Consider the following 25,257-nt stretch of genomic DNA (forward strand, 5'->3'; position numbering starts at 1 on the left):
CGACGGCGCACCCGCGGAGCCACCGGTGACACCGTCGGGTTCTAGAGTCGGTGCATGCACGGTGGTGGGCGCGACGACGGTGATGGTCCGCCGACCCTGGACGGGGTCACCACGGGCATCGTCGATGCCCACATCCATCAGTGGGACCCACTGCACACCCCTCGCGAGGTCAGCCGGCTGGCCCGGATCTACCGTTTCGCGCCGGGACAGGTCCGCGAGCTCATGTTTCGTCGGCTGGTCGCGCAGAGCGATCGTGAACTGGTCCTGACGCCGCAGGCCGTGGTGCAGCCCTACGAGCCGCGCGACTACCTGCGCGACGCCGCTGGGGTGTCCACGGCCGCCGGTGTGCCGGTCGACACGGTGGTGCACGTGGAGGCCGGGTGGCACGGCGCCGGCGCCCTCGCCGCCGCCGACGAGACCCGGTGGGTCGCCGGGCTGCCGTTCGGTGTCGGCCGCGGCCCACGGCTCGGCGCGATCATCGGCTCCGCCGATCCCCGTGATCCCGCCTTCGGGACGCTGCTCGACGCCCACGCCGACGCCTCGGATCTGTTCCGCGGCATCCGGTTCATCACCGCGCGACATCCCGACCCCAAGGTCAAGGACTGGTGCGCGGAGGACGGCATCCTCGCCTCCCCGGCATTCCTCACCGGGTTCGCCCAGCTCGCCGCGCGCAACCTGACCTTCGACGCCTGGTGCTATTCGCATCAGCTGCGCGACGTGCTGGTGTTGGCCAGGGAGTACCCCGACACCACCATCGTGCTCGACCATTACGCGACGCCGGTGGGCCTGTTCGGCCCGATGGGACTGCGTACCGGTCAGACCGCGGCCGCCCGCGCCGAACTGCTCCGGGCCTGGCGCGAGAACATCACCGCGATCGCCCGCTGCCCCAACGTCGTCGCCAAACACTCCGGGTTGGGCTTCCCACCGCTCGGGTACGGCCTGCAGCGCAGCGGCAACATCGGGGGTCGGGAAGTGTTGGCCGACATGATGGGTCCGCTGGTCCGGTACGTCACCGAACAGTTCGGTCCCGACCGACTGGTCTACGGCAGCAACTTCCCGATGGATCGACCGAACGCATCGATGCCTACCATCGTCGGCGCACTGCTCGACATCCTCGCCCCCAGGGGTCCGCGATTGCTGCGAAAGGTGTTTCGAGACAATGCACTCCGGGTGTACCGAATCGACGAGACGGACTCCGACGGCGGCTGATGTGGTGTGTTGCACCGCTGAGTCCGTAGCGGATGGCTTGTCCGCCATATGCGGTGTTCGGATGTGTTGTGGGAGATCGCTGTTCCTGCGCCGATCGGCGGGACTCGAAGTGCGGCGGCTCACGACGACAGTTGCACGGGGAATTGTCGTACCCCCGCTCTACAATCGAACCCATGATCGAGAGTCGTTGGGCGGATGAGTCGCCGGCAGCATTTGGGTTGCTCGGTGAGCTCGATGGTGCACCGGTCAACGATTTGTTGGACGAGATGGTGCACGCGACCCAGGGGCAGTCGTTTCTGGAGTGGCGGCGGTATTGTGTTGCCGCGGAGTTGGAATCACAGTTGGTCGATGACGGCGCCGTATCCGATTACCGGATGATCGACGCCACCGCCTTGTGTGCGACCCGGATCGCGACGGTGTTGTCGATCAGTCAGCTGACCGTCGAAGGCTTGCTGGCCCGGGCGGTCGCACTCCGAGACAGGCTGCCGCAGGTGTTGTTGTGCCTACGGGACGGAAGAGTCGCCCCGCAGCACATACGCACGATCGTGTCGCGCACCGACCTGATCACCGATGAGACCATCGCCGCCACCGTCGACTCCCAGATCGCGGAATGTTTGCGCCGCAAGGGGTCGTGGTCGACGAACCGGGTGCGGGACATGGTCGACCGGGTCGTGTACACCCACGACCCCGACGGGGTGCGTGAACGTCGGCAGATCGTGAAGGATGCCCGCGCGTTTTGGACCGACGACGACGCCGACGGCATGGGCGTGGTGGGCGCGAGCATGACCGCCGAGAACACCCTGTTGTTGGCCCAACGGGTGCACGCCGCCGCCGACCACGTGTGTAAGAACGACCCCCGAACGAAGGCGGCCCGCCGATCGGACGCGTTGGTCGCATTGACCACCGGCACCGGGTGGGAATGCCTGTGCGGTGACCCGGACTGCACCGCAGCCCAGGGTTGGGACGCCACCCCGACCGGGCCGGGCACCTCGGTGGTGATCCACGTCGTCGCCGACACCACGACCGCGAAGATGAAGCACAAGCGTCAGCCCGGATTCATGCCCGGTCATGGCGTCATCTCCGCCGAGCATGTCCGCGACCTCGTCAAGCGGCCCGACACCACCATCCGACCCCTCCCGACGACAGCACCGGCAGCACAACCCGGCGACCCGTACCGACCGTCCGCGGCGCTGGCCCGGTTCCTGTGGATGCGGGACCAGTACTGTGTGTGGCCCCGCTGCAATCAAGCCACCATCCGCTGCGACGCCGATCACGTCGAGGAATACGATCATGGCAGCCCCGACCGGGGTGGTCAGACCACCCCGGACGACATGAACTCCAAATGCCGGTTCCACCACGGGGTGAAGACCATCTCCGCGTTCCTCGACGACCAGGACATCGACAACCACGGCCGCCCGCACACGACCATCACCACCCCCGAAGGACTCACCGTCAACGGTCCGGCGCACACCGGCTACGACCTGCACCCCGAACTCGACCACATCGAATTCACCGCCCCACCCCACGGGCCGCCACCGGCACCCGAGCAACCCACAAGACGCCGACCCCGCCTGGAAGACAAACACGCCCGCCGCCAACACGAACGGGAACGCAACCGCCGCGCACGCGAACACGACGACGACCAACAAACCGACACACCGCCGTTCTGAACGCCGACGCGTCAGTGTGAGGCGGGCAGATCAGCAAGCCGTAATTCCTGTAATCGGTCGTGGACCAACGGGATCGCCGACGCCCCTTCGCCACTGGCCGAGGCGACCCGCTTCATCGATCCGTGCCGCACGTCGCCGACCGCGAAGATCCCCGGCACGGTGGTCTCCAACGGGGCAGGCGGCGCGCCGTTGGTCCAGCGATCCTTCGGCACCTTGCGTCCGGTGAGGACGAAGCTGCGGTCGTCGCGTACCACGTCGTCGGGAATCCAGTCGCAGTGTGGTTCGGCACCGATCAACAGGAACAGACCACCCGCGTCCACCCGCTCGATCTCCCCAGTGTTGCTGTCACGCAACGCCAGCCACTCGAGGTGTTCGTCACCGCCACCGTCGACCACCTCGATACAGCCACGTACCGCGATCCGCATGCTCGCGTCGATCTCGCGGATCAGATACTCCGACATGGTCTCCCGGAGTTCGGGTCTGCGGATCAGGATGGTGACCGACCGCGCGAACCGGGACAGGTGCACCGCGGCCTGCCCGGCCGAGTTGCCGCCGCCCACCACGTACACGTCGTGTCCGGTCATCTCGCGAGCCGCACTGGTGGCAGCGCCGTAGTAGACCCCGTTGCCCACCAGCTCCTCCACCGACTCCACACCGAAGCGGCGGTAGGTGACGCCCGTCGCGATGACGACGGTGCGAGCGCAGACGCGTGAGGGTCCCACCCGCACGTGATGGTGGTGATCGCCGACGTCGATGCCGCTGACCGGGGTGCCGGTGAAGAACTGCGCGCCGAAACGCGACGCCTGGATGCGGGCGCGCTGGGCCAGCCGCATGCCGGAGATGCCGCGCGGGAACCCGAGGTAGTTGCGGATCATCGAACTGGTCCCCGCCTGGCCACCCACCGCGCCGCTGTCGACCACCACGGTGTTCAATCCCTCGGAGGCGCCGTAGACCGCGGCCGCCAGTCCGGCAGGTCCGGCCCCGACCACCACCACATCGGCGATGCTGTCCTCGGGAATGCTGTCGGGCGTCCCGAACAACGACGCCGCCACCTCGGCGAAGCTGGGTTGGATCATGGGTTCCTGCCCGTCGCGTACCACCACCGGTAGTGCCACCGGGTCGCCCACGGTGGCCAGCACCTGTTTTCCGAGGTCGCTGTCGGACGGGTAGATCTTCGAGGTCATCCCCATCCGGTCGAGGTAGTCGCGGATGGCCCCGACCTCGTGGGTCACCGCGTCGGCGACGATCCGGAAGTTCACCACCTCGGGTGCCGCCACCGTCCAACCCCAGTCGGAGAGGAACTCGACGATCGCCGTGTGGAACTCCTCATCGCGGGCCCCGCGGGGGATGCCCAGGAAGGTGTCCAACATTCCCGCGGCCAGTCCCGCACGCAGTTCGTCGAGGTGGTCGGTGTACTTACCCGGCGGGATCAACGCGATCCGCCGCGCTGTCGGCACGATGCGTCGCATCTTGTTCAGGAGTTCCGCGCCGTTCCAGTCCTCGAGGCGGGCCTCGGCCAGCACGAGGGCGATCTGCTTGCCCTCGGACACGAGCTGTTTGGCCACCCTGATGGCCAGCCCGCCGGTCTGTACGTCCACCACCTCGTAGTCGCGGCTGTACCGGGAGGCGATCTCGTCGCAGAGGGAATTGCGGTGGGTGGTCGTGCAGATGAGCAGGATCACCGGTCGGTTGCGGTAGCCCGTCGGGGCGGCATCGGGAGTCATCGGTTTCCAGTGTCGAGGATGCGGTCACCGTCGGCAGGCCGAACCGCTACGCCCTGAGTGAACGCACCGGTGGGAGACCGACCGGTGGGGACCACCCTTTCGCTCCCCGTGAGCGCAAGTCGTCACGGTCGGTGCCCGCTACAGCAGAATCGGGCGTCATGGCCCGACGGATCCGTTTCAACGCGTTCGACATGAACTGCGTCGCCCACCAGTCACCCGGTCTGTGGCGGCATCCCGACGACCGCTCGTGGGACTACAACACCCTCGACTACTGGGTGGACCTGGCGACACTGCTGGAACGTGGTGGCTTCGATGGACTGTTCATCGCCGACGTCCTGGGTACCTATGACGTGTTCGACGGTGACGACACCGCCGCCATCCGCCAGGGTGCGCAGATCCCGGTCAACGACCCGTTGTTGCTGGTCAGTGCCATGGCTCACGCCACGGAGAATCTCGGCTTCGGCATCACCACCGGAACCGGTTTCGAGCACCCCTACCCGTTTGCGCGTCGGTTGTCGACGCTGGACCACCTCACCCGCGGGCGTATCGGCTGGAACGTGGTCACCGGCTACCTCCCGGCGGCCGCCCGAAACATGGGGCAGCAGGACCAACTGGCCCACGATGCGCGCTACGACCACGCCGACGAATACCTCACCGTGCTCTACAAGCTGTGGGAGGGCTCGTGGGAACGGGACGCGGTCCGCCGCGATCGCGAGGCGGGTGTGTTCGCCGACCCGCTCAAGGTGCACCACATCGGTCATCACGGTGACCATTTCGACGTGCCCGGCATCCACCTCGCCGAGCCGTCACCGCAGGGCTCACCGGTGATCTACCAGGCGGGAGCGTCACCGCGGGGGATGCGGTTCGCGGCCGAGAACGCCGAGGCCATCTTCGTCGCCGCGCCCACCAGGGAGATCCTGCGGGACGTGGTGGCCAGGATCCGCGACCAGCTCGAGGCCGCGGGCCGGCGCAGACACGACGCCAAGATCTACACCCTGCTGACCATCATCACCGACGCCACCGAGGAGGCCGCCCAGGCCAAGGCGGCGCAGTACCGCGGATTCGCCAGTGCTGAGGGATCATTGGTGTTCATGTCCGGGTGGATGGGGATCGACCTGTCGCAATACGACCTCGATGAGCCGATCGGCAACGTGGAGAGCAACGCCATCCAGTCCGCGGTCGCCGCGTTCCGGCAGGCCGACGAGTCGGGCGAGGAATGGACCGTGCGGGACATCGCGGCGTGGGGTGGCATCGGCGGCATGGGTCCGGTGCTGGTGGGGTCCGGTACATCGGTGGCCGACCAACTGCAGGCCTGGGTCGACGACACCGACGTCGACGGTTTCAACCTGGCGTACGCCGTCACCCCCGGCACCTTCGTCGACGTGGTCGACCACGTGGTGCCCGAACTGGTCGCGCGCGGTGCCTATCAGGCCGACTACACCCCAGGAACCCTGCGGCACAAGTTGTTCGGCGAGGGCGATCAGCTCCCCGACCGGCACCGCGGCGCCGGTTACCGGGTGGGCGGGGTCAACTCCACCATCGACGACTCGGCCCGCGCCGGGGCCGTCACCCCCTGACCCGGCACCAACCTCCTCCCCACGTCGACCGGGCCCTCGTTCCCGTCGAGCGGGCCGAAACCGCCGTCGACCGGGTCTCGGTCAGCGGACCGGCCGCTGGTCGACGGTGCGCATGTGCGTCTCCGCCCACTCCTTCAGCGCGGTGAGCGCCGGAACGAGCGTCCGACCGAGGTCGGTGAGGGAGTAGTGCACCGCGGGTGGGCTGACCGGCTCGACCCGGCGAGCCACGAGACCGTCGGTCTCCAGTCGCCGAAGGGTCTGCGTCAGCATCTTCTGTGACACGCCGGGTGCGCTGCGCCTCAGTTCGGCAAAGCGCAGCGTGTCGACCTCAGCGAGTCGGAGCACCACCATCACCGTCCACTTGGATCCCACCCGATCGAGCAGTTCACGGGTCGGACACCGGGTGTCGTAGAGGTCACCGCGTGCGTCCGTGGTCACCTCGAGGTGACCAGGTGTCGCAGAAGTGCTGTCTTGTCGCGCCATGCGTAGGTCTCCTACAGTTTCCTGGTAACCAATGGTAACCAGGAGTGGACATGCGTTCTACCGACGACGGTGGCCGGCACGACCGGGTCCGGCTCCCCGACATCACGGTCGCGGTGACGACCCACGGAACCGGGACACCCGTTCTGCTGTTGCACGGCTTCCCGCACACGAAGGAGGTCTGGCAGTTCGTCGCCACGCAGTTGGTCGCCGCCGGGCATCGGGTCGTGACTCCCGACCTACGAGGTATGGGTGAGACGTCTCGGTCGGAGACTGGTTATGGGGCAGCGTCACTCGCGCAGGACCAGGTGCAGTTGCTCGACGCCCTGGGTATCGGCGCCGCACACGTGGTCGGGTTGGACGCCGGAGCCGCGCCCGCGTTCGCGATGGCGACCGGATCACCGGAGCGGGTACAGAGTCTCACGATCGTCGAAGCGGTGATCGGCGGCCTCGCGGGTGCCGAATCGTTCGCGGCCACCGGCGGACCCTGGTGGTTCGGGTTCCACCAGGCTCCCGGTGGGCTGGCCGAGCGCGCGGTCGCGGGCAACGAAGACGCCTACATCCGCTTCTTCCTCGACGCCGGTTCGCGCACAGGGGTTCCCGACCACCTGGCCCGGCGAATTGTCGCCGCCCACACGGGTCGAGAACGGCTGCGGGCGGCGTTCGAGCATTACCGCGCCATGCCCGACAACGCCGTGACGAACCGCGCGTGGGCTGAACAGGGCGGCAGCCTCACGATGGCCGTCACGGCGGTCGGCGCCTCGACGTTGGGAGATGTGCCCGCGCGCCAGTTGGAACGGATCGCCACCGACTTCGTCGGGTACCTCCTGCCCGACAGCGGTCACATCGTTCCCGTCGACGCCCCGGATGAGCTGGCCAGGATCATCCTCGCCACGATCGCGCGCGGCGGCGGACCATCCACCCCAGGATCAACAGCGACGCCACCCCGGGCAGCATGTGCACCACCAGAACCCCGACCATCGACGGACCACCCCAGTCGAGGCGGTAGTCGTCGCCGATCGTGAACGGTTCGGCCACAGCACGTCCCACCAGATAGAGGCAGAACACGACGAGTGCGACGGTCGCGATCCGACGGATGGATGTGCGCATGGTGATCCCTTCGTCACGGTTCGATGAACCACGATCACCCGAACGGCGTCGGCAGCGCATCCCCCGCGAGTCCCGATCCGACTCACCCCCGGGTATCAGTGTGGGATCGAACTGCGAAAACCGCGCAGTCGGAGGCTGTTGACCACCACGAAGACACTCGACAGGGCCATCGCCGCCCCGGCGAGCATGGGGTTGAGCAGACCCAGGGCAGCGACCGGGATCGCGGCGACGTTGTAGGCGAACGCCCAGAACAGGTTCGACGTGATGGTCGCCAGGGTGCGTCGCGACAGTCGGATCGCATCCACCGCGGCCCGCAGATCACCGCCGACCAGGGTGATGTCGGCGGCCTCGATGGCGACGTCGGTGCCGGTGCCCATGGCCATCCCCAGGTCGGCCCGGGCCAGCGCGGGCGCATCGTTCACCCCGTCACCCACCATGGCGACCACGTGACCCTCCGCCTGGAGACCGGCCACCACGGCGACCTTGTCCTGCGGCAGGACCTCGGCGTGCACCCGGTCGATACCCACCTCGCCGGCGGTCCGCCGAGCCGCGGACGCGTTGTCCCCGGTGAGCAGCACCGGTGTCAGGCCGAGTGCCCGCAACCCGGCGACAGCCTCGGCGCTCGTCGGTTTCACGGTGTCGGCGACCACCAGGATGCCGCGGGCGGCGTCATCCCAGCCGACCGTCACGACGGTCTCACCTGCCTCCTCGGCCGACCGTGCGGCAGAGGCGAGCTCGTCACTCAGCCCGGTGGTCATCGACGGTCGACCGACGACCACCGGGTGTCCTTCCACCAGTCCTCGTGCGCCCGAACCGGGTTCGTTGACGAAGTCGTCCACGAGCGAAGACGACACGCCCTCACGCTCCACACCGGCCGTGACGGCGCGGGCGACGGGATGTTCGGAGGCGCGCTCGACGGACCCGGCCAGTCGCAGCAGTTCCTCACGGCTGGTCCCGACGTCGGGGATCACGTCCACCAACTCCATCGAACCGGTGGTGACCGTACCGGTCTTGTCCAACACGATGGTGTCGACGGCGCGGGTCGATTCCAGCACTTCGGGACCCTTGATGAGGATCCCGAGCTGTGCACCGCGCCCGGTGCCGACCAACAGGGCGGTGGGGGTGGCCAACCCCAGCGCGCACGGGCAGGCGATCACCAGCACCGCCACGGCTGCGGTGAACGCGGCGGTGACGCCGAAGCCGGCGCCCAGCCATGCCCCGAGCACGACGACCGCGACGGCGATGACGACCGGCACGAACACCCCGGAGATGCGGTCGGCGAGGCGCTGTACCTGGGCCTTGCCGGTCTGTGCATCCTCCACCAGCCGCGCCATCTGGGCGATCTGGGTGTCCGAACCGACCCGGGTGGCCTCGACGACCAGTCGTCCACCGGCGTTGACCGTCGCCCCGGTGACGGTGTCACCCGTGGTGATCTCCACCGGGACCGCCTCGCCGGTGAGCATCGACGTGTCCACCGCCGACCTCCCGGACACCACCACGCCGTCGGTGGCGATCTTCTCACCCGGTCGGACCACGAAGCGGTCGCCGACGACCAACTCGCCGACCGGAACGGTGATCTCGATGTCGTTGCGCAGCAACGTCACATCCTTGGAACCGAGCTCGAGCAACGCGCGCAGCGCGGCTCCGGCCTGTCGCTTGGCCCGCTTCTCGAAATACCGGCCCGCCAGGATGAACGCGGTGACCCCGGCTGCGGCCTCGAGGTAGATGTTCGCCGATCCGTCCGTCGGTGCGACGGTGAACTCGAACGGATGTCTCATCCCCGGCGTACCCGCGGTTCCGAAGAACAACGCGTACAACGACCATCCGAAGGCGCTGAGGGTTCCGACCGAGATCAGCGTGTCCATGGTCGCGGCGCCGTGCCGCAGGTTGGTGACCGCCGCCCGGTGGAACGGCCAGCCTGCCCAGACCACCACGGGGGCGGCCAACACCAGAGACGCCCACTGCCAGTTGGTGAACTGCAGCGGCGGGATCATCGCCATCGCGATGACCGGAACCGACAGGGTGACCGCCGCGATCAGCCGGGCGCGCAACGAGATGAGTTCGGGGTCGTGATCTACGCCGGCGTCATCCGATGGCTCGGCGGCCGCGGGCAGGGTCGCGGTGTAACCCGTGGCGCCGACGGTGGTGATCAGCGTGTCGGGGTCGTAGCCCGCCGGCGCGGTCACCCGTGCCTTCTCGGTGGCGTAGTTGACCGTTGCCGTGACGCCGTCGAGCTTGTTCAGCTTGCGTTCGATCCGGTTGGCGCACGACGCGCACGTCATACCGCCGATCTCGAGCTCGATGTCGGACCGATTCTCGGTCGGTGGGGCGGTGCTCACGTGTGTTCCCCGTCGGAGGTGGCGGGCGCGTCGAGAACGAAGGTGGCCGTGTGCACGTCGCCGTCCACCTGGAAGTCCAGGTAGAGCAGGTACCGGCCGGGTGTCGGTACGTGCGCGACGAAGCGGATCGTCGGTCCGCTCGTCTGCCCGGGTGTCGGGTCGACACCCGCGGCGTGCACGTGGAGGTACGCGAGATCACCGTCGCGGAGTGCAATCAGGTGGCCGAAGGCGCCCAGGTACGGCTGCAGGGTGGTCACCGGTGTGCCGCTCCGGGTGACGGTGAACCGCAACTCGCTCGGACGTCCCGCCGCCAGATCGCCGGTGGCCGTCACCGTCACACCGTCGACGGTGTCCACCGTCCGCGGACCGGTGGCGGGGGAGGGGGCAACGGGTCCGGCGACGTCGATGCTGCGGGTCAGGGTCACGGCCGACGACGGGTCGGAGGTCGCCTGGAAGTCGGCGAACACCCGGTAGGTGCCGGCCTCGTCCCACCGCCACGGGATGCTCCACACCCCGGTGGTGGTGTCCAGGGTCGGATGGACGTGCCGGAACCGGCTGCCGTCGGTGCGCACCACGATGAGGTGGAGGTCCTTGTCGTGAGTCGTCTCGAAGTGGGTGACGGGGTGCCCGTCGGTGGTCAGGATCCGGAAGCTCAGGTTTCCGTCCCGGCCGGCCGCCGCGGGTGCGGTGACCGGCGAGATCAGGTAGCCGTCTTGCGCCATGGCCAGTCCCGGTACCGGCGCCTCGTCGTGTGCCATGTCCATCCCATCCATCTCGCCGTGATCGTCGGGGCTGCTCTGCTGCTTCCACGACGCCACCACGCTCTCGGGGACGACCGCCGACGCGGTGGCGAAGGCCGCCACGAACGCGACCGCCAGGCCGGCGCCGTAGGTGGCAAGTCGTCCGGCGGTGTTCATCAGACGCGCACGGCGGCGTAACCGGCCTCGCGCACCGCGGCCAGGATCACCGCGTCGTCGACCTCGACTACGCTGCCGACCAGCAGCTTTCCGTTCCGATGGCTCACCTCGACGGTGTCCACGCCGGGCACCTCGCCGACCTCCTCGCGCACCGACATCTCGCAGTGTCCGCACGTCATCCCGGTCACCTGGAATTCGCTGGTGGTCATCACCCGCTCCTCGTCCTCGTCGCGACCAACTCGTCGTGAGCCGGTCCGGTGGGGTACCCTCATGGGGTATCCATACACGGCAACGTATACCCCCTATGGGTATTTGGCAAGGCTCGGTTCCGGCGCACCGGAGGGGTAGGGTTTCGCCACGTCGACCGTTGCGACACACGCCACCGCACGAAGAAGGAAGAACCATGGCTCCCAGAGCATCCGCAGCCGCAACCCACGGTGACCCGGCTCCCGAGGCGCCAGCACAGGTGGGGCACGGGTACATCGCGGACAAGGACCGGTACCTTGCGCGACTGAAGCGCATCGAGGGGCAGGCCCGCGGTATCCATCGGATGATCGACGAGGACACCTACTGCATCGACATCCTCACCCAGATCTCGGCCCTCAACAAGGCGCTGGAGGGGGTCGCACTCGGGCTGCTCGACGACCATCTGCGCCATTGCCTGGTCAACGCCGCGCAGGAGGGTGGTCCGGAGGCCGACGCCAAGATCAAGGAGGCGATGCAGGCGATCACCCGTCTGCTGAAATCCTGACGCTCGTCTGCAGTCGCTCAGGCGGTCTCGTCGGTCCGGCGGGTCAGCACCCGCGGGCCGTCTGGGGTGATCGCGACGGTGTGCTCGCTGTGTGCGGTGGTGGAACCGTCCGACGAGCGTAGGGTCCATCCATCGGGGTCGACGGTTAGGCGATCGGACCCGCGGGCCCACCAGGGTTCCAGGGCGAGCGTCATGCCCGCCTGCAGGCGGAGTCCGCGGCCCGGCCTACCGCGATTGGGGATGTGCGGGTCCTCGTGCATGGTGCGACCGAGACCGTGTCCGCCGAACTCGGTGTTCACCCGATATCCGTCGGCCTTCGCCACCGCACCGATGGCCGCGGAGATGTCGCCGAGGTGTCCTCCTGGCACGGCCGCGGCGATACCCGCCGCCAATGCCCGCCGTGTCGAATCGATCAACGCCTGGTCGGCGGGATCGTTCACCGCGCCGACCATCACGGTGACGGCGGAGTCGGTGACCCATCCGTCGATCGAGACCGCGAGATCGAGGGTGAGCACGTCGCCGTCGCGCAACACCCGGTCATGGGGGAGGCCATGCAGCACAGCATCGTTGACGGCCAGGCAGATCACGTTGCGAAACGGGCCGCGGCCGAACGACGGTGAGTAATCCCAGTAGCACGAGACGGCACCGCGATCGGCGATGAGGTCACGGCAGTGATGTTCCAGGTCCAGCAGGTTGACGCCCGGCCGGGCCTGCCCGGACAACGTCTGCAGGGTCGAAGCGAGGAACTCACCGGTGATCGCCATCGCGTCGATCTCGTCGGGCGTCTTGATCTCGGTCACCGGGTGCACTCCTGTCGCGACGGGTGTTCGGTATTTCTATACCGACACCCGACGGTAGCAGCAACGGTAATCAAATACCGGCTAGGCTGGCGCTATGGTGCGCATACCGCTGACCCCCGAGCAGGTCGAGGCCGGACGGCGTCTGGGCGCGTTGATGCGCGAGGCGCGGGCGGGGCGTGATCCCGAGGTCGTCGCCCGCGACGCCGGCATCTCGCCGGAGACCCTGCGCAAGCTCGAGGTCGGACGGATGCCCAGCCCGAGTTTCGGCACGGTCGTACGGCTCTGTGACGCCCTCGGTCTGCCGCTCGCCGATGCCGCGGCGATCTGGCAGGGCACCGACGAGCGTCGCATCGCCATCTGACCTCGCGTTTCCCGCTACACATTTCTCTTCCTGCGACAGGATTTTCCGTCGCGGGAGCGCATCCCTGTCGTAGGCATGCCCGATCAGGAAATTAATTGCCTGACTCAGTCAAATAATGTACACATGAGCCATGGCTCGACTGGAGAATCTGCTCGCCGCACAGGCGCTGGCGCTGACCGACCACATCGACGCGGCCGACGCCGGAGTGGTCCCCACCGCGTCCGACCGTGCCGCGTTGGTGACCCTGCTCGCACATCCTGGTCACCCGGTCTCCTGGCTCAGCCGCATCCTCGGCCTCACCAGTTCCGGTCTGACGCGCTTGGTCGACCGGATGGAATCCGCCGGTTGGGTGGAGCGGTCCACCGGAGGTGACGCACGCAGTCGGCGGCTACGGCTCACCGCGGACGGGACCGAGCGAGCCCACGAGGTCCTGGCCGCGCGGGAGCAGGCGATGGCGCAGGTGACCGATCGGCTGTCACCCGCCGACCGCACCGACCTGGAGCGCATTCTGGGCACCCTGGTCGCCGGGCTCGCCGACGATCGACCCGGCGCACTGAAGGTGTGTCGGTTGTGTGATCGCGCGGCCTGCGCGACCCCCGGGTCCGAATGTCCGTTGGAGCACACCCGCGGTACGACGATGGGGGCGGGCGCATGACCACCCACCAGATCACCTCGGAGATCCGTCGTCCGGCCACGAGTGTTGTCCCGGGCGCGGCGGTCATCGCGGTGACCTTCGGTCTCGCCCGTTACGGTTACGGACTGCTGCTGCCGGAGATGTCGAACAGCCTGGGCCTGACGCCCACCGTCGCCGGGCTCATCTCGTCGGGTGGATACCTGGTGTATCTCGTCGCGAACATCGGCGTCGTCACCATCACGGATCGTGCCGGACCGCGGGTGGCCATTGGTCTCGCGTGTCTGGCGGCGGCCACCGGCATGACCGTCGTCGCGCTGGCCGGAGATCCGATACTGCTGGCGGTCGGTGTTCTCGTCGCCGGCGCCTCTGCGGGACTGGCCTTTCCACCGTACGCTGAGGTGGTCGACCGTCGCGTGGACGGTTCGCGGCGTGACTCTGCCTGGGCCGCTATCAGTTCCGGGACCGGATGGGGTGTTGCGATCGCGGGGCCGATCGCGATCGCCCTGGGTGACCATTGGCGGGTCGCGTGGCTCATCTTCGTCGGGGTGACGGTGATCGTCGGTGCGATGGCGACGGTCAATGCCCCCGGACGAGCGACCCCGACGACCCGCCACCGTCCTCGGTTGTCGATCACCTGGTTCCTGTGCCCCACATCGCGGCCCCTGCTGGTCTCGGCAGTGCTCGTCGGTCTCGGCAGTGCGGTCTGGTGGGCGTTCAGTGTCAACGCCATGCGCGCGGGAGGCCTGGGCGAGACGCCTGCCCGGTTCGCTTATGCGGCGTGCGGTATCGCCGGGATCGCCGCCTCGTGGTCGGCGCTGCTGTTCCGCCGCACCGGCTTGCGTCGGGGGTATCTGGGCTCCGTGCTCGCTCTCGCGGTGTCGGTGGTGGTGTTGCCTCTCGCCACCACGGGTTCGACCGCGCTGGTCGCCGCAGCCGCATTCGGCGTCCTGTATCCGACGGTGATTGCGGCGCAGGGAATCTGGAGTCAGCAGGTCTTTGCCGAACACCCGGCGGCCGGATTGGCTGCCGTGAACACCGCCCTGACGATCGGTACCCTCTGCGGGCCCGCGGTCGCCGGGCAACTGGTCGGGGCCTTCGGCTACCCCTTCGCCCTGACCGTCGCCGGCCTGGCGACGGCGGTCGCGCTGCCCTTCTGCCCACCGACGGTGCGGCGGCGTGCACGACTGGCGAGCCACGAGTGTCGCGCCACGCCGGTCAGAGAAGGTCTCTGATCACGTGGTATCGCTCTGACGACCGATCACGTCCAATCGGGCGGTGGTCTCGGCGTCGAGCCGCAGATCCCCCGCGGCCAGGTTGGCCACCAGATGCTCCGGGTCACCGGTCCCGGGAATGAGCAGGACATCGGGGGCGCGCCCGAGGAGCCACGCGAGACCGACCTGGGCGGGGGTGGCACCGACGGCCGAGGCCGTCGCGACCACGGTCGGATCGTTGGTGACCGACGACATCGACTCGAACGAGGAACCCAAGGGGAAGAACGGAACCCACGCGATGTGTTCGTCGGTACACAACCGCAAGCCGTCCTCCAGGCGACGGTCGAGCAGGTTGTGGCAATTCTGCACGCACACGATCCCAGCCGGTAACGCGCGGCGGATCGTCGCCGACGTCACCGCGCTGAGTCCGATCGCACCGATCTTGCCCTCGTCGCGCAGTGCCACCATCTCGGCGAGCTGGTCGTCGAGATCCACGTCCTGGTCGCCCTCGGCGAGCAGGCCCGGGGGCAGTTCCAGGCGACGGAGGTTGACCACCGGCAGCGTCTCTCGGTCCAGTGACCGTAGGTTGTCCTCCACGGCCTGTCGCAGTTCGTGCGGGCGTTGGGCCGCCTTCAGTGGCAATCGTCCGTCGGGATCGGGGACGGCGCCGACCTTCGTCGCGATCACCACGTCGCCGTCCCCGGGGATCGCCCGTCGGATCAGGTCGTTGACGAATCCGTCACCGTAGAACTCGGCTGTGTCGATGTGGTCGACCCCCAGTTCCACGGCGCGATGCAGCACGCTGAGCCCGGCGTCCGGGTCGTCGCGAAAACGGGCCAACTGCATCGCACCGAAGCCGATGCGCGCCACGCGATGGTTGCCCAGGTCGGCCTGGCCGCCGGGGTGTGGACGGGTCTCAGCGCTGTCGTCGTGCATGCGTGCCTCGATTCTCTGCGATACTGGAGGAGCAAGTGGAGGAATCTCCGCTTCACCGTAACACCGTAACCGGAGGTGCCTCCACTTTGACCGCAGACTCTGCCCGACCCCGGGCCGACGCGGTGCGCAACCGCGCCAAGTTGCTCGTGGCTGCGCGCGATGCGTTTGCGGCAGGCGAGGGTGACGTGACCTTCGACGCCCTGGCCCGTCGAGCGGGGGTGGGAGTGGGAACGCTCTACCGCAACTTCCCCGACCGGCAGGCGCTGGTGGAGGCGGTCTACCGCACGGAGCTCGATGCCGTCGCCGAGAGCGCGGGCGAGCTGCTCGACAAGCACCCCGCCGACGTCGCTCTGCGTCGGTGGTTCGATCGGTACACCGGCTTCGTCGCGACCAAGAAGGGGATGGCCGAGGCGTTCCAGCAGGCCGTCGCCTCGGGTGCGGTCACCGCGGGCGAGACCCGGGAACGGATCCGGTCCACCATCGACCGGTTCCTGCTGGTGGGTTCCGCGACGGGGGCATTGCGCGGCGATGTGCTCTCCGACGACGTCACGGTCGCCCTCCTCGGGGCGGTGCTGGGCACCGCGGCCGACACCGACGGAAAACGCCGCGGCCGCGTGCTCGACCTTCTCGTCGACGGACTGCGTCCGCGCTGACCTAGACCGCGAACGCCGGGTCGTCCAGCAACCGACCGAGGGTGGTGCGACCCAGCTCGCTCATCGCGGGATTGATGTCGGTGTAGTACCAGACCAGTCCGATGGCCTGCTCGAACGCCCACGCCGCCCCACGCCGCCACTGCAGTTCATCCACGTCCAACGACTCGCGGAGCAGCGCACGACGGTCCGCGTCGAAGAGATGCCACGCCGCGACGAGGTCGAGCGCGGGATCGGCAGGGCTGAAACCCCCGGTGTCGAGGACTCCGACGAGGCGGCTGTCGGTGGCGAGCAGGTTGGCGGGGATCAGGTCCGTGTGTGCCATCACGTCGGCGTCCTCGCGGGGTAACAGCCGCGACCTCGTCCACGCCCGCCGCAATTCGTCGACGGGCAGTATGTGGTCGCTCCGCCGCAGACACTCGTCAACCCATGCGTCGTGTGCCGTCAGCGTCCCGCCACGTCCGGACCCGGTGAACGATCGGTTGTAGATATCGGCCGCGCGGACCTCGTGGATCAACGAGGCGACATCTGCGGCGAAGGCGTCCGAGGACGCGACCGACGTCGGCGTGGCGGTCACGCCGTCCACCCACGTCTGCACCGACCACCACCGCGGATACAGCGCCGTCGGTCGACCCAGATGAAGCGGTGTCGGGCTGGGAACGCTTGTTGTCGAGCAGAATTCGCGCATCGCGGCGTGTTCCGCGGCGATAGTGGAGCGAGTAGGGATCGCGGGTGGGCCGTCCGGATCGGCGACGGGGAACTTGGTCGCACACCGGGCCCCGATCCGGAACAGGTGCGACTGGGTGCCGGGCGCGTCCACAGGCTGGACGTCCTCCTCGGCGAGCCAGGGGATCTGGTCTCCGATGACCCGACGAACGGTGTCCACATCGAGGTCGTGAGTCCGACGGCACATGCGCACCATTCGTACCATGCGCGAAGTCGTTCGCCGATCTGGCTCCCCCTCGGCGGACCTCCTGCACCGAGCGACCGGTGACTTTCGTCCGTCCGAGCGGTCCACACCAGCACACACGCAGTCCGGGAGGGGCGATGACCACGATCACGTTGCACCACGAGCTCTTCGGTGAGTCGGGTGATCGGCCGCCGCTGCTCTTGGTCCACGACGGTGCGGGCACGATCGACACCAACTGGCGAGCGACCATCGCATCCCTCGGTCCCGACAGTCAACTGATCGGTGTCGAACTCCAAGGGCACGGCCACACCCCACATGCCGAGCGCGCCTACACCTTCGACAACTCGGCCGCCGACCTCGCCGCTCTGGTCCGCAGCCTCGATGTCGACGTGGTCGACGTGATGGGATTCAGCAACGGGGGGCCCACGGTGTTGGCTTTCGCGCATCGGTATCCGGATCTGGTCCGGCGTATCGTCGTCGCGTCCGGTTTCACCCGCCGCGACGGGATGGTCGACGGTTTCTGGAGTGGCTTCGACCATCCCGACATCGCCTCGCTACCCGCACCGTTGGCCGCGGCGTACCGGGAGATCAACCCCGATCCCGACGATCTGCGTCGCATGTTCGACCTGGACCTCGCCCTGATGCGCGAATTCACCGACGTGCCCGATGACACCCTGGCGGCGATCGAGGCGCCCGTGCTGTTCGTCGGCGGTGATCGCGACGTCGTCCGGCCCGGGCACACGGTCTGGATGGCAGACACCGTGCGAGACGGTCGTGCCCTGGTTCTACCCGCCGGACACGGTGACTATCTGGGGATGTCCGACGTCGACGAGGCGGATCCGGTGCTCACGCGGGTGTGCTTGACGGTGATCGGTCGGTTTCTCGCAGCGTGACCTGTTCTGCGGCAATGCGTGGCACAGCCGGGGCCGCATCGCAGACAATGGCGTCATGACCGTGACGATCACCGCCGACGACCTCGCCGCGAGGCGTACCACCCCCGTCCTGCTCGACGTCCGCTGGAAACTCGGGGACGACCAGGGGTATCAGCACTATCTCGACGGACACATCCCCGGCGCCGTCTACGTCGACCTGACCACCGAGCTCGCCGGTCCGGTCGGCACTGGTACGGGGCGTCATCCGTTGCCGGACCCCGACGCGCTGCAGGAGTCGATGCGCCGGTGGGGAATCGACGCCGACTCCTCCGTGGTCGTGTACGACGACAACGGTGGGATGTCGGCCGCGCGGGCGTGGTGGTTGCTGCGGTGGGCGGGACTGTCGGATGTGGTGCTGCTCGACGGCGGGCTGACCGCGTGGACGGAATCGGGACGGTCGTCGGCAGTCGGTGAGGGCGACGTCCCCAGATCGGGTTCGGTCACGGTACAACCGGATTCAGTGCCCCGAGCCGACATCGACACCGTCGCCACGACCACCGACGTGCTCCTGGACGCGCGTGCCGCCGAACGCTACCGCGGCGACGCCGAACCGGTGGATCCCCGCGCCGGGCACATCCCGGGAGCGCTGAGCGCACCCACCGCCGACAACGTCGATGACCGCGGCCGGTTCCGCTCGCCGGATGAGCTGCGCCGGAGATTCGACGCGGTGGGTGTCGATGGTTCGCTCCCGGTCACGGTGTACTGCGGGTCCGGCGTGACCGCCGCCCACGAGGTGGCCGCGCTGGCGATCGCCGGGATCGACGCCCGGCTCTATCCCGGCTCGTGGTCCCAATGGTCGGCCGATGCGGATCGTCCGGTGGCCACCGGGGATGCGCCCGGTTGAGGTGTGGGCAGGGGCCTGATCGTGATCGGCCGCGCCGCCCGACTCCGTGTGCGGCGAACGAGTATCGCGGGTCGACGGGGTGGTGGAGGATACGAGCCATGCAACTTCCGCAGAGTGTGGCGCGATTCAATCGTCGGGTGACCAATCCCATTCTGCTGAAGGGGGCAGGGCGCTTGCCGCTCTTCGGGATCCTCTATCACCAGGGCCGACGGTCCGGCCGACCGTACCGAACCCCGGTGAACGTCTTCGCCACCGACGACGGCGTGGCGCTGGCGCTGACCTACGGACCCGATCGCGATTGGCTCAAGAACATCGTTGCTGCCGGTGAGGTTCGGATCCGTACTCGTGGCCGGATGATGACGCTGGTGCGGCCCCGTGTGGTGCCGAAGGCCGATGCGGACGAGAAGGTCATCGGCCCCGGGCGCGCCCTGTTCGTCCGGGTGCCGGTGGAGAAGGCTGTTCTGTTGCACTGGGTCTGAGTACTCGGCCCCTGATCGCACGAACCGTGATCACGTCCGGTAGTTCGACAACTCGACGAGGTTCTGGTCGGGATCGCGGATGTAGACACTGACCAAGGGGCCCTGCGCCCCGGTCCGGTCCACCGGACCGATCTCGATGGCGACGCCACGACGCTCGAGCTCGGCGACCACCTCGTCGACGGGTTGGTCGACGATCAAACAGAGGTCGGCGCTGCCCGGGGTGGGGCGTCGAGCGTGTGGCTCGACCTCGTGGCCGAGTTGATGCAGGTTGATCTTGCTGCTGCCGAACTCGAGTGCCTTGCGTCCGTGGTCGAAGGTGTGTTCCCGCATACCCAGGACGCTGGTGTAGAAACGCACACTGGCATCCACGTCGGCCACCGTGAGCACGATGTGGTCGAACCGGTCGATCCTCATGGGGTCCCGTCTGCAGTCGAACAGTCAGAAGTCGAACAGCTTGGTCACCTGGTCCGCACAGTAAGCAGGTACCGCGATCCGGATGAAGTTACGTGACTTGTCGGCGTCCAGACCGGAACTCTGTCCGACACTGCCACGGACATCGGTCGCGCTCTTGCCGTCCTTGAAATCCGAGCAGGCCTGTTTGGCCGTGTCCACCATCTTGCCGTCGTCACCGAAGGTGAGGTTTCCCGCGCGCAGCGCGGCCAGAAAACCTGAATCCCGGGCGTCGAGTGCGGCACTGGTCGCGTTGTCGATGGCCTTGGATGCCGATGCCCCCGCACCGCCCGACGAGTCGCTGCCATTGTCACCGCACCCGGCGAGCGCGAGCGCGCCCACCGCCAACGTCAGAACCACAGCCCGCTTCATGGTGTTCTCCATCCCCGATATGACGAAGTCCTCACGTTACGTGCCGCAGGGCGGTCAGGAAGTCGGTCGCGGCGATGAACGAACCCCGTAACGAACCCGAGACCTTTGACCGCCCCGCCGCGCGGGGACGGTAGGCGACGTCGAACTCGCGGATCCTCCAGCCGGCATTCATCGCCCGGACCAACAACTCCACCGGATAACCCGAGCGGCGATCCGTGACACCGAGCTCCAGCAGCGCCGCGGTGCGGGCCACCCGCATCGGTCCGATGTCGTGGATGGTGTCGCGGTACTTGATCCGTAGTCCCGTTGCGACGATCACCGAGCCGAGCCGAGCGTGCCACGGCCACACCCGAGACGTCAGCGCGCGCCGCCGACCCACCGCGAGGTCGGCACCGTCGCGTACCGCCGCGACCATCGGCACGAGGTCGGCGGGATCCATCGACCCGTCGCCATCGATCGTGCAGACGATGGGGGTCTCAGCGGCGAGCACACCCGCGTGCACGGCGGATCCGTAACCCGGGACCGACTCCACCACCACTCGAGCGCCGAGCGATCTCGCCACGTCCGCGGTGCCATCGGTCGATCCGTTGTCCACCACCACCACCGCGTATCCGCCGGGTACGGCTCCGATCACCCCGGGCAGGGCACCGGCCTCGTCACGGCAGGGGATCACCACGCTCACCTCGTCTGTCATCGTGCTCCTGCCTGCGTCGGTGGTCCGGCCGTCTCGGTCATCAAAGCAGTCCGAACGGGCGTGCGATCACGCATGGGTGTCGCGTGCGGATCGGAGTGGTGCCGGTCACTGTCGGGCGGGTGCTGTCGCCGTCGCGACACGCGCCGGTCCAGCTAGCCGAACATCACGTATGACCTGCGGAAACAACGAATTACCATCAGGTGAGGACGAGAGAAAGGGGTGAGGTCGAATGACCACGAACATTGATCTGACCTATCCGGCCCACAAGGGCGAGGTCGTCGAGGAACGGCAGACCCCCGCGTACGGGTGGATCGCCGTGACGATCATGACCCTGGTGGTTCTGATCGCCCTGATGATGCTCTGACATCTGGGCTGACCCGATCAGTCATCTGGGGCCGCACGTCAATCGTGCGGCCCCAGATACGTTTCTATGGTGCGGCCGATCAGCCTGGCCACCTGCAGGCGGCAGATCGCCGCCACCATCAGCGACAACACCAATGCCGACACGCTCAACTGCCACGCATGCGAATGGGCGTCGCTGTCGGAGAGCGGATTGGTGAAGGCGAGAGCCACCGCGCTGACCACCGCCGATCCGAGGGCGGGTGTGGTGGCCCGGTTCTCCAGCTTGTGCTTGCGCTCGATCACCTCGTCGATGGCCGTACGACGACTGGCGGTCGCTCGGCGCGCGACCTCCACCGCGAGTGACAGGTCGGCGTCATTGGCCGCGCTGCGCAGTCGGCGGGCCGAATGCATCCAGCCCCCGAGCACGAGCAGCCCGGCGATGATGCCGGCGGTCAGTGCGAGCATGGGGTGTCACCCGTCGTCGAGTCGATCACTGGTCGTCCTGTGACGATACGACCGCGACTCCACGCGGTCTCACCGCTTGTTCACACCGGACATCCAGGTTGATCTCCGACACTGGCCGTCATGACCTCGTCAACCCTCGAGTCGGCGTCCACCGTCGCACCGACCACCGCCGAACCGCGCCCGCGCACGCGAGGCCGCCTGATGCGGTGGTCGGTGATCGCCGCGATCCTGATCATCGGGCTGGGCATCCGTTACGCCTATCTCGACGAACGGACGATGGACTACACGGCGTTCCTCAGTCGCTGGTACGACACCATTGCCGACAACGGTGGCTTCTCCGCGTTGAAGGACAAATTCGCGGACTACAACTACCCGTACCTGTACCTGATCGCCGTGCTGACCTATCTGCACATCCCGTCGTTGGTCGGAATCAAGGCGATCTCCATCGTTTTCGATCTCGTGCTCGCCTTCTTCGCCTATCGGATCGTCGGCCTGCGCACCGCGCGCTTCTCGGTGCGCGCCGCCGCCTTGGGTGTCGTCTTCCTGCTGCCGTCGGTCATCGCCAACAGCGCGTGGTGGGGGCAGGCAGACGGGATCTACTCGGCGTTCGCCCTGGGCGGTATCTACTTCCTGCTCCGCGCGCGACGCGACGTCATCAGCAGCCGGGCCTCGAGGATCGACAGCCTCTGGGCGTGTGTGTTCTTCGGTATCGCCCTCGGGTTCAAACTGCAGGCCGTCTTCGTCTTCCCGGTGCTGCTGTGGTTGCTGCTGCGTCGTCGCCTGCCCTGGTACGCGTTGCTCGCCATCCCGGCGGTGTATCTCGCCCTCGACATCCCGGCGCTGGCGGTGGGTGCCGACTGGAAGACCGTGCTGTCGGTGTACCTGGACCAGACCGACTCCTACAAGAAGCTCACCCTCGGGGCGGCCAATCTCTACCAGCTGCTGCCGATCTCGGGTGACGTGACCTGGTTGGCCTACGCCGGGATCGCCACGGCCGCCGGGCTGATCGCGGCATTCCTCGCCTGGTCGCTGTGGAAGCGACCACCGGTGACTCCCGCCTCGATACTGGTGGTCGCCACCGCCAGCGCCGTCGTGGTGCCGTTCCTGCTGCCCGCGATGCACGACCGCTACTTCTACACCGCAGAAGTGCTGAGCGTGGTCATGGCGTTCTACCTGCCGTTGCGCTTCATCCTGATCCCGTTGTTGGTACAGGCCGCGGCGATCGGCGTCTACCACTCGTCACTGTCGGGTGACCAGGGTCAGGGCTTCGGCGGTGGTGGACGCGGCGGACCGGGTTCCGGCGGAACGGGTTCCGGGTCAGGCCGTCCCGGCGGTATGGGCTCCGGGGGCGGGGCTCCCAGCGGCACACCCGGTGGCGGCGGACCGAGCGGCGGAAACGGCGGACGCCCGGGCGGCGGCGGTGGCGGCGCACCGAGCGGCGGCCCCGGCGGTGGCGGATCCGGCGGCTACACCTCGGGCCGCGGTGACGCGATGCTCAGCGCCTACGCGGCCTGCATGGCCGCGGCCGCCGTCGGTCTCCTCTACGCGGTGGTGGACACCCTGCGACGCGCGTGGCCCAGCGGCGCTCATCGGTTCAGCCGGCCAGTAATCGCCACAACCCGATCAGGCCGACGATCACGATGATGGCGCGCAGCACGGTGGGTGAGAGTCGGCGTCCGTAGCGGGCGCCGACGAAACCGCCGACCAAGGAGCCGGCCGCGATCAGACCCGCGGCGGGCCAGGAGATCTGGTCGCCGGCGACGATCACGTAGGTGACGGCGGCGACCACGTTGACCAACAGCGACAGCAGGTTCTTGGCGGCGTTGATTCGTTGCAGATCGTCGGGCAGGATGATGCCAACCGCAGCGATCAGCAGAATCCCCTGTGCCGCTGTGAAGTACCCGCCGTACACCCCGACGGCGAAGGTCGCCGCCGACAAGACCGCCATGCGGCGTGTGCTCGGGATGGCATCGGCCGGATGTCGCCCGGCGGTCCACTTCTGCAATCGAGGTTGCAACACCACGAGGATCAGCGCGGCGACCAACAGGGCCGGTACCACCGCCTCGAACACTTTCTCCGGCAGGTGCAGCAACAGGAAGCAACCCACCAGCGCACCCGCGAACGAGGCGGGCATCTGCCAGCTCAGGCGACGGTGCTGACCGACCAGCTCTGTGCGGTAACCCCACGTTCCCGACACGCCACCGGCGACCAACCCGATCGCGTTGCTGATGGTCGCACTGACCGGGGGCATCCCGAAGGCGACCAGGGTGGGAAAGGTGATCAGCGTGCCGCTACCCACAAGGGAGTTGATGGAGCCCGCACCCGCACCCGCCAGCAGGATCAACAGGGCCTGCCACACCGTCAGGTCGGTCATCACCGAAAATCTACGCAGGGCGGGTCGGGGCACTCCCGGGGACCGGGTGTCAGGGCACGATCACGGTCCGTTCATCACCTGAATCACGGTGCTGCCACGCGCTCTCCACCTCGGCGAGTGGCACGTCCCGCGGCGACACGCGCAACCGGCCCGCAGCGAGCATCTCCACCAGACCGGGCAGTTCCGCGAGGTATCCCCGTGGGGACACCGAGCCCTGCCCGTTGCCCAGCAGACGCAGCGCGGACGCTCGGAGCAGGGCCGAGGGAAGCGTGATGTCGGCACCGGCGACCGATCCGATCTGGACCCAGTCGACCTGCGCGCTGCGGTCCGCACGTCCCAGCATCAGCGCCATCATGACGCGTTCGGTGGGTGGTCCCCAGAGATAGTCGAGAACGATGTCGACGCCCTCGCCGACCTCGGAGATGGCCGCGGCGGTGGCCGAATCGTCGTCGAGCAGGGGAATGGCCACGTCGGCACCCAGATCGGATAGTTGCGCGAGGCGAGCGGGGTTGCGGCCGACGGCGATCACTCGACCCGCGCCGAGCAGCTTGGCCGCCTGCACCGCCATGGCCCCCGCGTTTCCGGTGGCTCCGAGGACCAGCACGGTCTGGCCGGGCCGCATCGCCACGCGGGTGCGCAGCGCGACCCATGACGACATCGCCGGGTTCATCCCGGCGGCGATCCGGGACGTGTCCACGTCGTCCGGCAGCGGGATCATCCGTCGTCGATCGACGACGGCCTTCTCGGCCATCGGTCCGAGGGCGTCGCCGTCGGCGACGAAGTAGACCAGCCCGCCGCCGGGTACCCGGCCGACTCCGTCGACTCCGGGAATCAGCGGTAGGTCACCGCTGGAGGTGTAGTGCGTTCCGGACGCGCCGGAACGGACTCGCGGATGCAACCCGACGGCGACCACGTCGATAAGCATCTGACCGTCGGCGACCGGGGGGACGTCGAACGGGAGATGGTGGGGTGGTTCGTCGAACGAGGTGACGACGGCTGCCTGCATGGTGCTCATGACGACTCCGA

The 25,257-nt window shown here is 68.1% G+C and carries 28 protein-coding genes; 14 read left to right on the forward strand and 14 right to left on the reverse strand.

Annotated features, from left to right (window positions below; translation table 11 throughout):
- The first annotated feature begins 54 nt into the window (after positions 1-54).
- Complete coding sequence (locus BW971_RS00920; RefSeq protein WP_076475685.1) at positions 55-1,209, forward strand: amidohydrolase family protein; 1,155 nt, start codon at positions 55-57, stop codon at positions 1,207-1,209.
- A 173-nt stretch (positions 1,210-1,382) separates the two neighbouring features.
- On the forward strand, positions 1,383-2,879 hold the full coding sequence (locus BW971_RS00925) for a DUF222 domain-containing protein (protein WP_076475686.1): 1,497 nt from the start codon (positions 1,383-1,385) through the stop codon (positions 2,877-2,879).
- An 11-nt stretch (positions 2,880-2,890) separates the two neighbouring features.
- Here the strand turns inward: BW971_RS00925 and BW971_RS00930 are convergent, their stop codons facing one another.
- A complete protein-coding gene (locus BW971_RS00930) occupies positions 2,891-4,603 on the reverse strand; it encodes an NAD(P)/FAD-dependent oxidoreductase (RefSeq protein WP_076475688.1) in 1,713 nt (570 codons plus the stop codon).
- 158 nt (positions 4,604-4,761) lie between these two features.
- Here BW971_RS00930 and BW971_RS00935 point away from each other — a divergent pair, with 158 nt between their 5' ends.
- The gene (locus tag BW971_RS00935) at positions 4,762-6,180 is read left to right on the forward strand and encodes an LLM class flavin-dependent oxidoreductase (protein ID WP_076475690.1); all 1,419 of its coding nucleotides are present in this window, start codon (positions 4,762-4,764) and stop codon (positions 6,178-6,180) included.
- An 81-nt stretch (positions 6,181-6,261) separates the two neighbouring features.
- Here the strand turns inward: BW971_RS00935 and BW971_RS00940 are convergent, their stop codons facing one another.
- Positions 6,262-6,663 carry a winged helix-turn-helix transcriptional regulator gene (locus BW971_RS00940; protein ID WP_076475694.1) on the reverse strand — a complete coding sequence of 134 codons (402 nt, stop codon included), beginning with the start codon at positions 6,661-6,663 and terminating at the stop codon, positions 6,262-6,264.
- Between the two features lie 50 nt (positions 6,664-6,713).
- On the opposite strand from BW971_RS00940, the gene BW971_RS00945 reads away from it, so the two are divergent.
- Complete coding sequence (locus tag BW971_RS00945; protein WP_200799333.1) at positions 6,714-7,685, forward strand: alpha/beta fold hydrolase; 972 nt, start codon at positions 6,714-6,716, stop codon at positions 7,683-7,685.
- A 180-nt stretch (positions 7,686-7,865) separates the two neighbouring features.
- Here BW971_RS00945 and BW971_RS00955 read toward each other — a convergent pair whose 3' ends face one another.
- Genes BW971_RS00955 through BW971_RS00965 form a run of 3 tightly spaced genes read right to left on the reverse strand, consistent with a single transcriptional unit; the run spans position 7,866 to position 11,235 of the window.
- Positions 7,866-10,052: a heavy metal translocating P-type ATPase gene (locus BW971_RS00955; protein WP_407701184.1), complete on the reverse strand. Its 2,187-nt coding sequence runs from the start codon at positions 10,050-10,052 to the stop codon at positions 7,866-7,868.
- Between the two features lie 53 nt (positions 10,053-10,105).
- Positions 10,106-11,026, reverse strand: a complete 921-nt coding sequence (locus tag BW971_RS00960; protein ID WP_076475700.1) for a heavy metal-binding domain-containing protein — start codon at positions 11,024-11,026, stop codon at positions 10,106-10,108.
- Positions 11,026-11,235: a heavy-metal-associated domain-containing protein gene (locus BW971_RS00965; protein WP_076475702.1), complete on the reverse strand. Its 210-nt coding sequence runs from the start codon at positions 11,233-11,235 to the stop codon at positions 11,026-11,028. The genes BW971_RS00960 and BW971_RS00965 overlap by 1 nt, the downstream gene beginning before the upstream one ends.
- A 194-nt stretch (positions 11,236-11,429) precedes the next feature.
- Here BW971_RS00965 and BW971_RS00970 point away from each other — a divergent pair, with 194 nt between their 5' ends.
- Positions 11,430-11,777, forward strand: a complete 348-nt coding sequence (locus tag BW971_RS00970; RefSeq protein ID WP_076475704.1) for a metal-sensitive transcriptional regulator — start codon at positions 11,430-11,432, stop codon at positions 11,775-11,777.
- 17 nt (positions 11,778-11,794) lie between these two features.
- On the opposite strand, the gene map is transcribed toward BW971_RS00970, so the two are convergent.
- Entirely contained in the window at positions 11,795-12,577 is a 783-nt protein-coding gene (gene map, locus BW971_RS00975) for a type I methionyl aminopeptidase (protein WP_076476283.1), read from the reverse strand.
- A 94-nt stretch (positions 12,578-12,671) separates the two neighbouring features.
- Here map and BW971_RS00980 point away from each other — a divergent pair, with 94 nt between their 5' ends.
- The 3 genes from BW971_RS00980 to BW971_RS00990 all read left to right on the forward strand — a co-directional run bounded on the left by BW971_RS00980 (position 12,672) and on the right by BW971_RS00990 (position 14,804).
- Entirely contained in the window at positions 12,672-12,938 is a 267-nt protein-coding gene (locus BW971_RS00980; RefSeq protein WP_076475706.1) for a helix-turn-helix domain-containing protein, read from the forward strand.
- A 130-nt stretch (positions 12,939-13,068) separates the two neighbouring features.
- Positions 13,069-13,593, forward strand: a complete 525-nt coding sequence (locus tag BW971_RS00985) for a MarR family winged helix-turn-helix transcriptional regulator (RefSeq protein WP_076475708.1) — start codon at positions 13,069-13,071, stop codon at positions 13,591-13,593.
- Positions 13,590-14,804, forward strand: coding sequence for an MFS transporter (locus BW971_RS00990; protein ID WP_076475710.1), 1,215 nt, complete (start codon positions 13,590-13,592; stop codon positions 14,802-14,804). Before BW971_RS00985 ends, BW971_RS00990 begins: the two co-directional genes overlap by 4 nt.
- On the opposite strand, the gene BW971_RS00995 is transcribed toward BW971_RS00990, so the two are convergent.
- The gene (locus BW971_RS00995; protein WP_076475712.1) at positions 14,805-15,719 is read right to left on the reverse strand and encodes an aldo/keto reductase; all 915 of its coding nucleotides are present in this window, start codon (positions 15,717-15,719) and stop codon (positions 14,805-14,807) included. It lies immediately after the preceding gene.
- 86 nt (positions 15,720-15,805) lie between these two features.
- On the opposite strand from BW971_RS00995, the gene BW971_RS01000 reads away from it, so the two are divergent.
- Positions 15,806-16,372 (forward strand): TetR/AcrR family transcriptional regulator, encoded by a 567-nt coding sequence (locus BW971_RS01000; protein ID WP_076475713.1) that lies wholly within the window; start codon positions 15,806-15,808, stop codon positions 16,370-16,372.
- A 1-nt stretch (position 16,373) separates the two neighbouring features.
- Here the strand turns inward: BW971_RS01000 and BW971_RS01005 are convergent, their stop codons facing one another.
- Positions 16,374-17,282 (reverse strand): phosphotransferase, encoded by a 909-nt coding sequence (locus BW971_RS01005; protein ID WP_076476285.1) that lies wholly within the window; start codon positions 17,280-17,282, stop codon positions 16,374-16,376.
- Positions 17,283-17,416: 134 nt separating this feature from the next.
- Here BW971_RS01005 and BW971_RS01010 point away from each other — a divergent pair, with 134 nt between their 5' ends.
- The 3 genes from BW971_RS01010 to BW971_RS01020 all read left to right on the forward strand — a co-directional run bounded on the left by BW971_RS01010 (position 17,417) and on the right by BW971_RS01020 (position 19,534).
- Positions 17,417-18,172: an alpha/beta fold hydrolase gene (locus BW971_RS01010; protein WP_076475715.1), complete on the forward strand. Its 756-nt coding sequence runs from the start codon at positions 17,417-17,419 to the stop codon at positions 18,170-18,172.
- Between the two features lie 55 nt (positions 18,173-18,227).
- Positions 18,228-19,055, forward strand: coding sequence for a sulfurtransferase (locus BW971_RS01015; protein ID WP_076475716.1), 828 nt, complete (start codon positions 18,228-18,230; stop codon positions 19,053-19,055).
- A 98-nt stretch (positions 19,056-19,153) separates the two neighbouring features.
- Entirely contained in the window at positions 19,154-19,534 is a 381-nt protein-coding gene (locus BW971_RS01020) for a nitroreductase family deazaflavin-dependent oxidoreductase (RefSeq protein ID WP_076475718.1), read from the forward strand.
- 30 nt (positions 19,535-19,564) lie between these two features.
- Here BW971_RS01020 and BW971_RS21020 read toward each other — a convergent pair whose 3' ends face one another.
- From BW971_RS21020 to BW971_RS01035, 3 genes are read right to left on the reverse strand one after another with little or no spacing between them, the layout of a single operon-like run.
- The gene (locus BW971_RS21020; RefSeq protein WP_076475719.1) at positions 19,565-19,948 is read right to left on the reverse strand and encodes a VOC family protein; all 384 of its coding nucleotides are present in this window, start codon (positions 19,946-19,948) and stop codon (positions 19,565-19,567) included.
- Positions 19,949-19,972: 24 nt separating this feature from the next.
- Positions 19,973-20,356, reverse strand: coding sequence for a DUF732 domain-containing protein (locus BW971_RS21025; protein ID WP_159441813.1), 384 nt, complete (start codon positions 20,354-20,356; stop codon positions 19,973-19,975).
- A gap of 31 nt (positions 20,357-20,387) precedes the next feature.
- On the reverse strand, positions 20,388-21,050 hold the full coding sequence (locus BW971_RS01035) for a glycosyltransferase family 2 protein (protein WP_076475722.1): 663 nt from the start codon (positions 21,048-21,050) through the stop codon (positions 20,388-20,390).
- A 229-nt stretch (positions 21,051-21,279) separates the two neighbouring features.
- On the opposite strand from BW971_RS01035, the gene BW971_RS22065 reads away from it, so the two are divergent.
- Positions 21,280-21,414, forward strand: coding sequence for a hypothetical protein (locus tag BW971_RS22065; protein ID WP_268811109.1), 135 nt, complete (start codon positions 21,280-21,282; stop codon positions 21,412-21,414).
- 38 nt (positions 21,415-21,452) lie between these two features.
- Here the strand turns inward: BW971_RS22065 and BW971_RS01040 are convergent, their stop codons facing one another.
- Positions 21,453-21,857, reverse strand: coding sequence for a hypothetical protein (locus tag BW971_RS01040; protein ID WP_076475724.1), 405 nt, complete (start codon positions 21,855-21,857; stop codon positions 21,453-21,455).
- A 120-nt stretch (positions 21,858-21,977) separates the two neighbouring features.
- On the opposite strand from BW971_RS01040, the gene BW971_RS01045 reads away from it, so the two are divergent.
- Positions 21,978-23,501, forward strand: a complete 1,524-nt coding sequence (locus BW971_RS01045) for a hypothetical protein (protein ID WP_076475725.1) — start codon at positions 21,978-21,980, stop codon at positions 23,499-23,501.
- On the opposite strand, the gene BW971_RS01050 is transcribed toward BW971_RS01045, so the two are convergent.
- Together BW971_RS01050 and BW971_RS22115 are read right to left on the reverse strand one after the other, a co-directional pair.
- Positions 23,452-24,231 (reverse strand): sulfite exporter TauE/SafE family protein, encoded by a 780-nt coding sequence (locus BW971_RS01050; protein ID WP_407701177.1) that lies wholly within the window; start codon positions 24,229-24,231, stop codon positions 23,452-23,454. The two genes, BW971_RS01045 and BW971_RS01050, sit on opposite strands and share 50 nt — an antisense overlap.
- A 49-nt stretch (positions 24,232-24,280) precedes the next feature.
- A complete protein-coding gene (locus tag BW971_RS22115; RefSeq protein ID WP_327200067.1) occupies positions 24,281-25,246 on the reverse strand; it encodes a quinone oxidoreductase family protein in 966 nt (321 codons plus the stop codon).
- Positions 25,247-25,257 lie beyond the last annotated feature (11 nt).

The organism is Williamsia sterculiae (assembly GCF_900156495.1).
In the GTDB taxonomy this organism is placed as follows: domain Bacteria; phylum Actinomycetota; class Actinomycetes; order Mycobacteriales; family Mycobacteriaceae; genus Williamsia_B; species Williamsia_B sterculiae.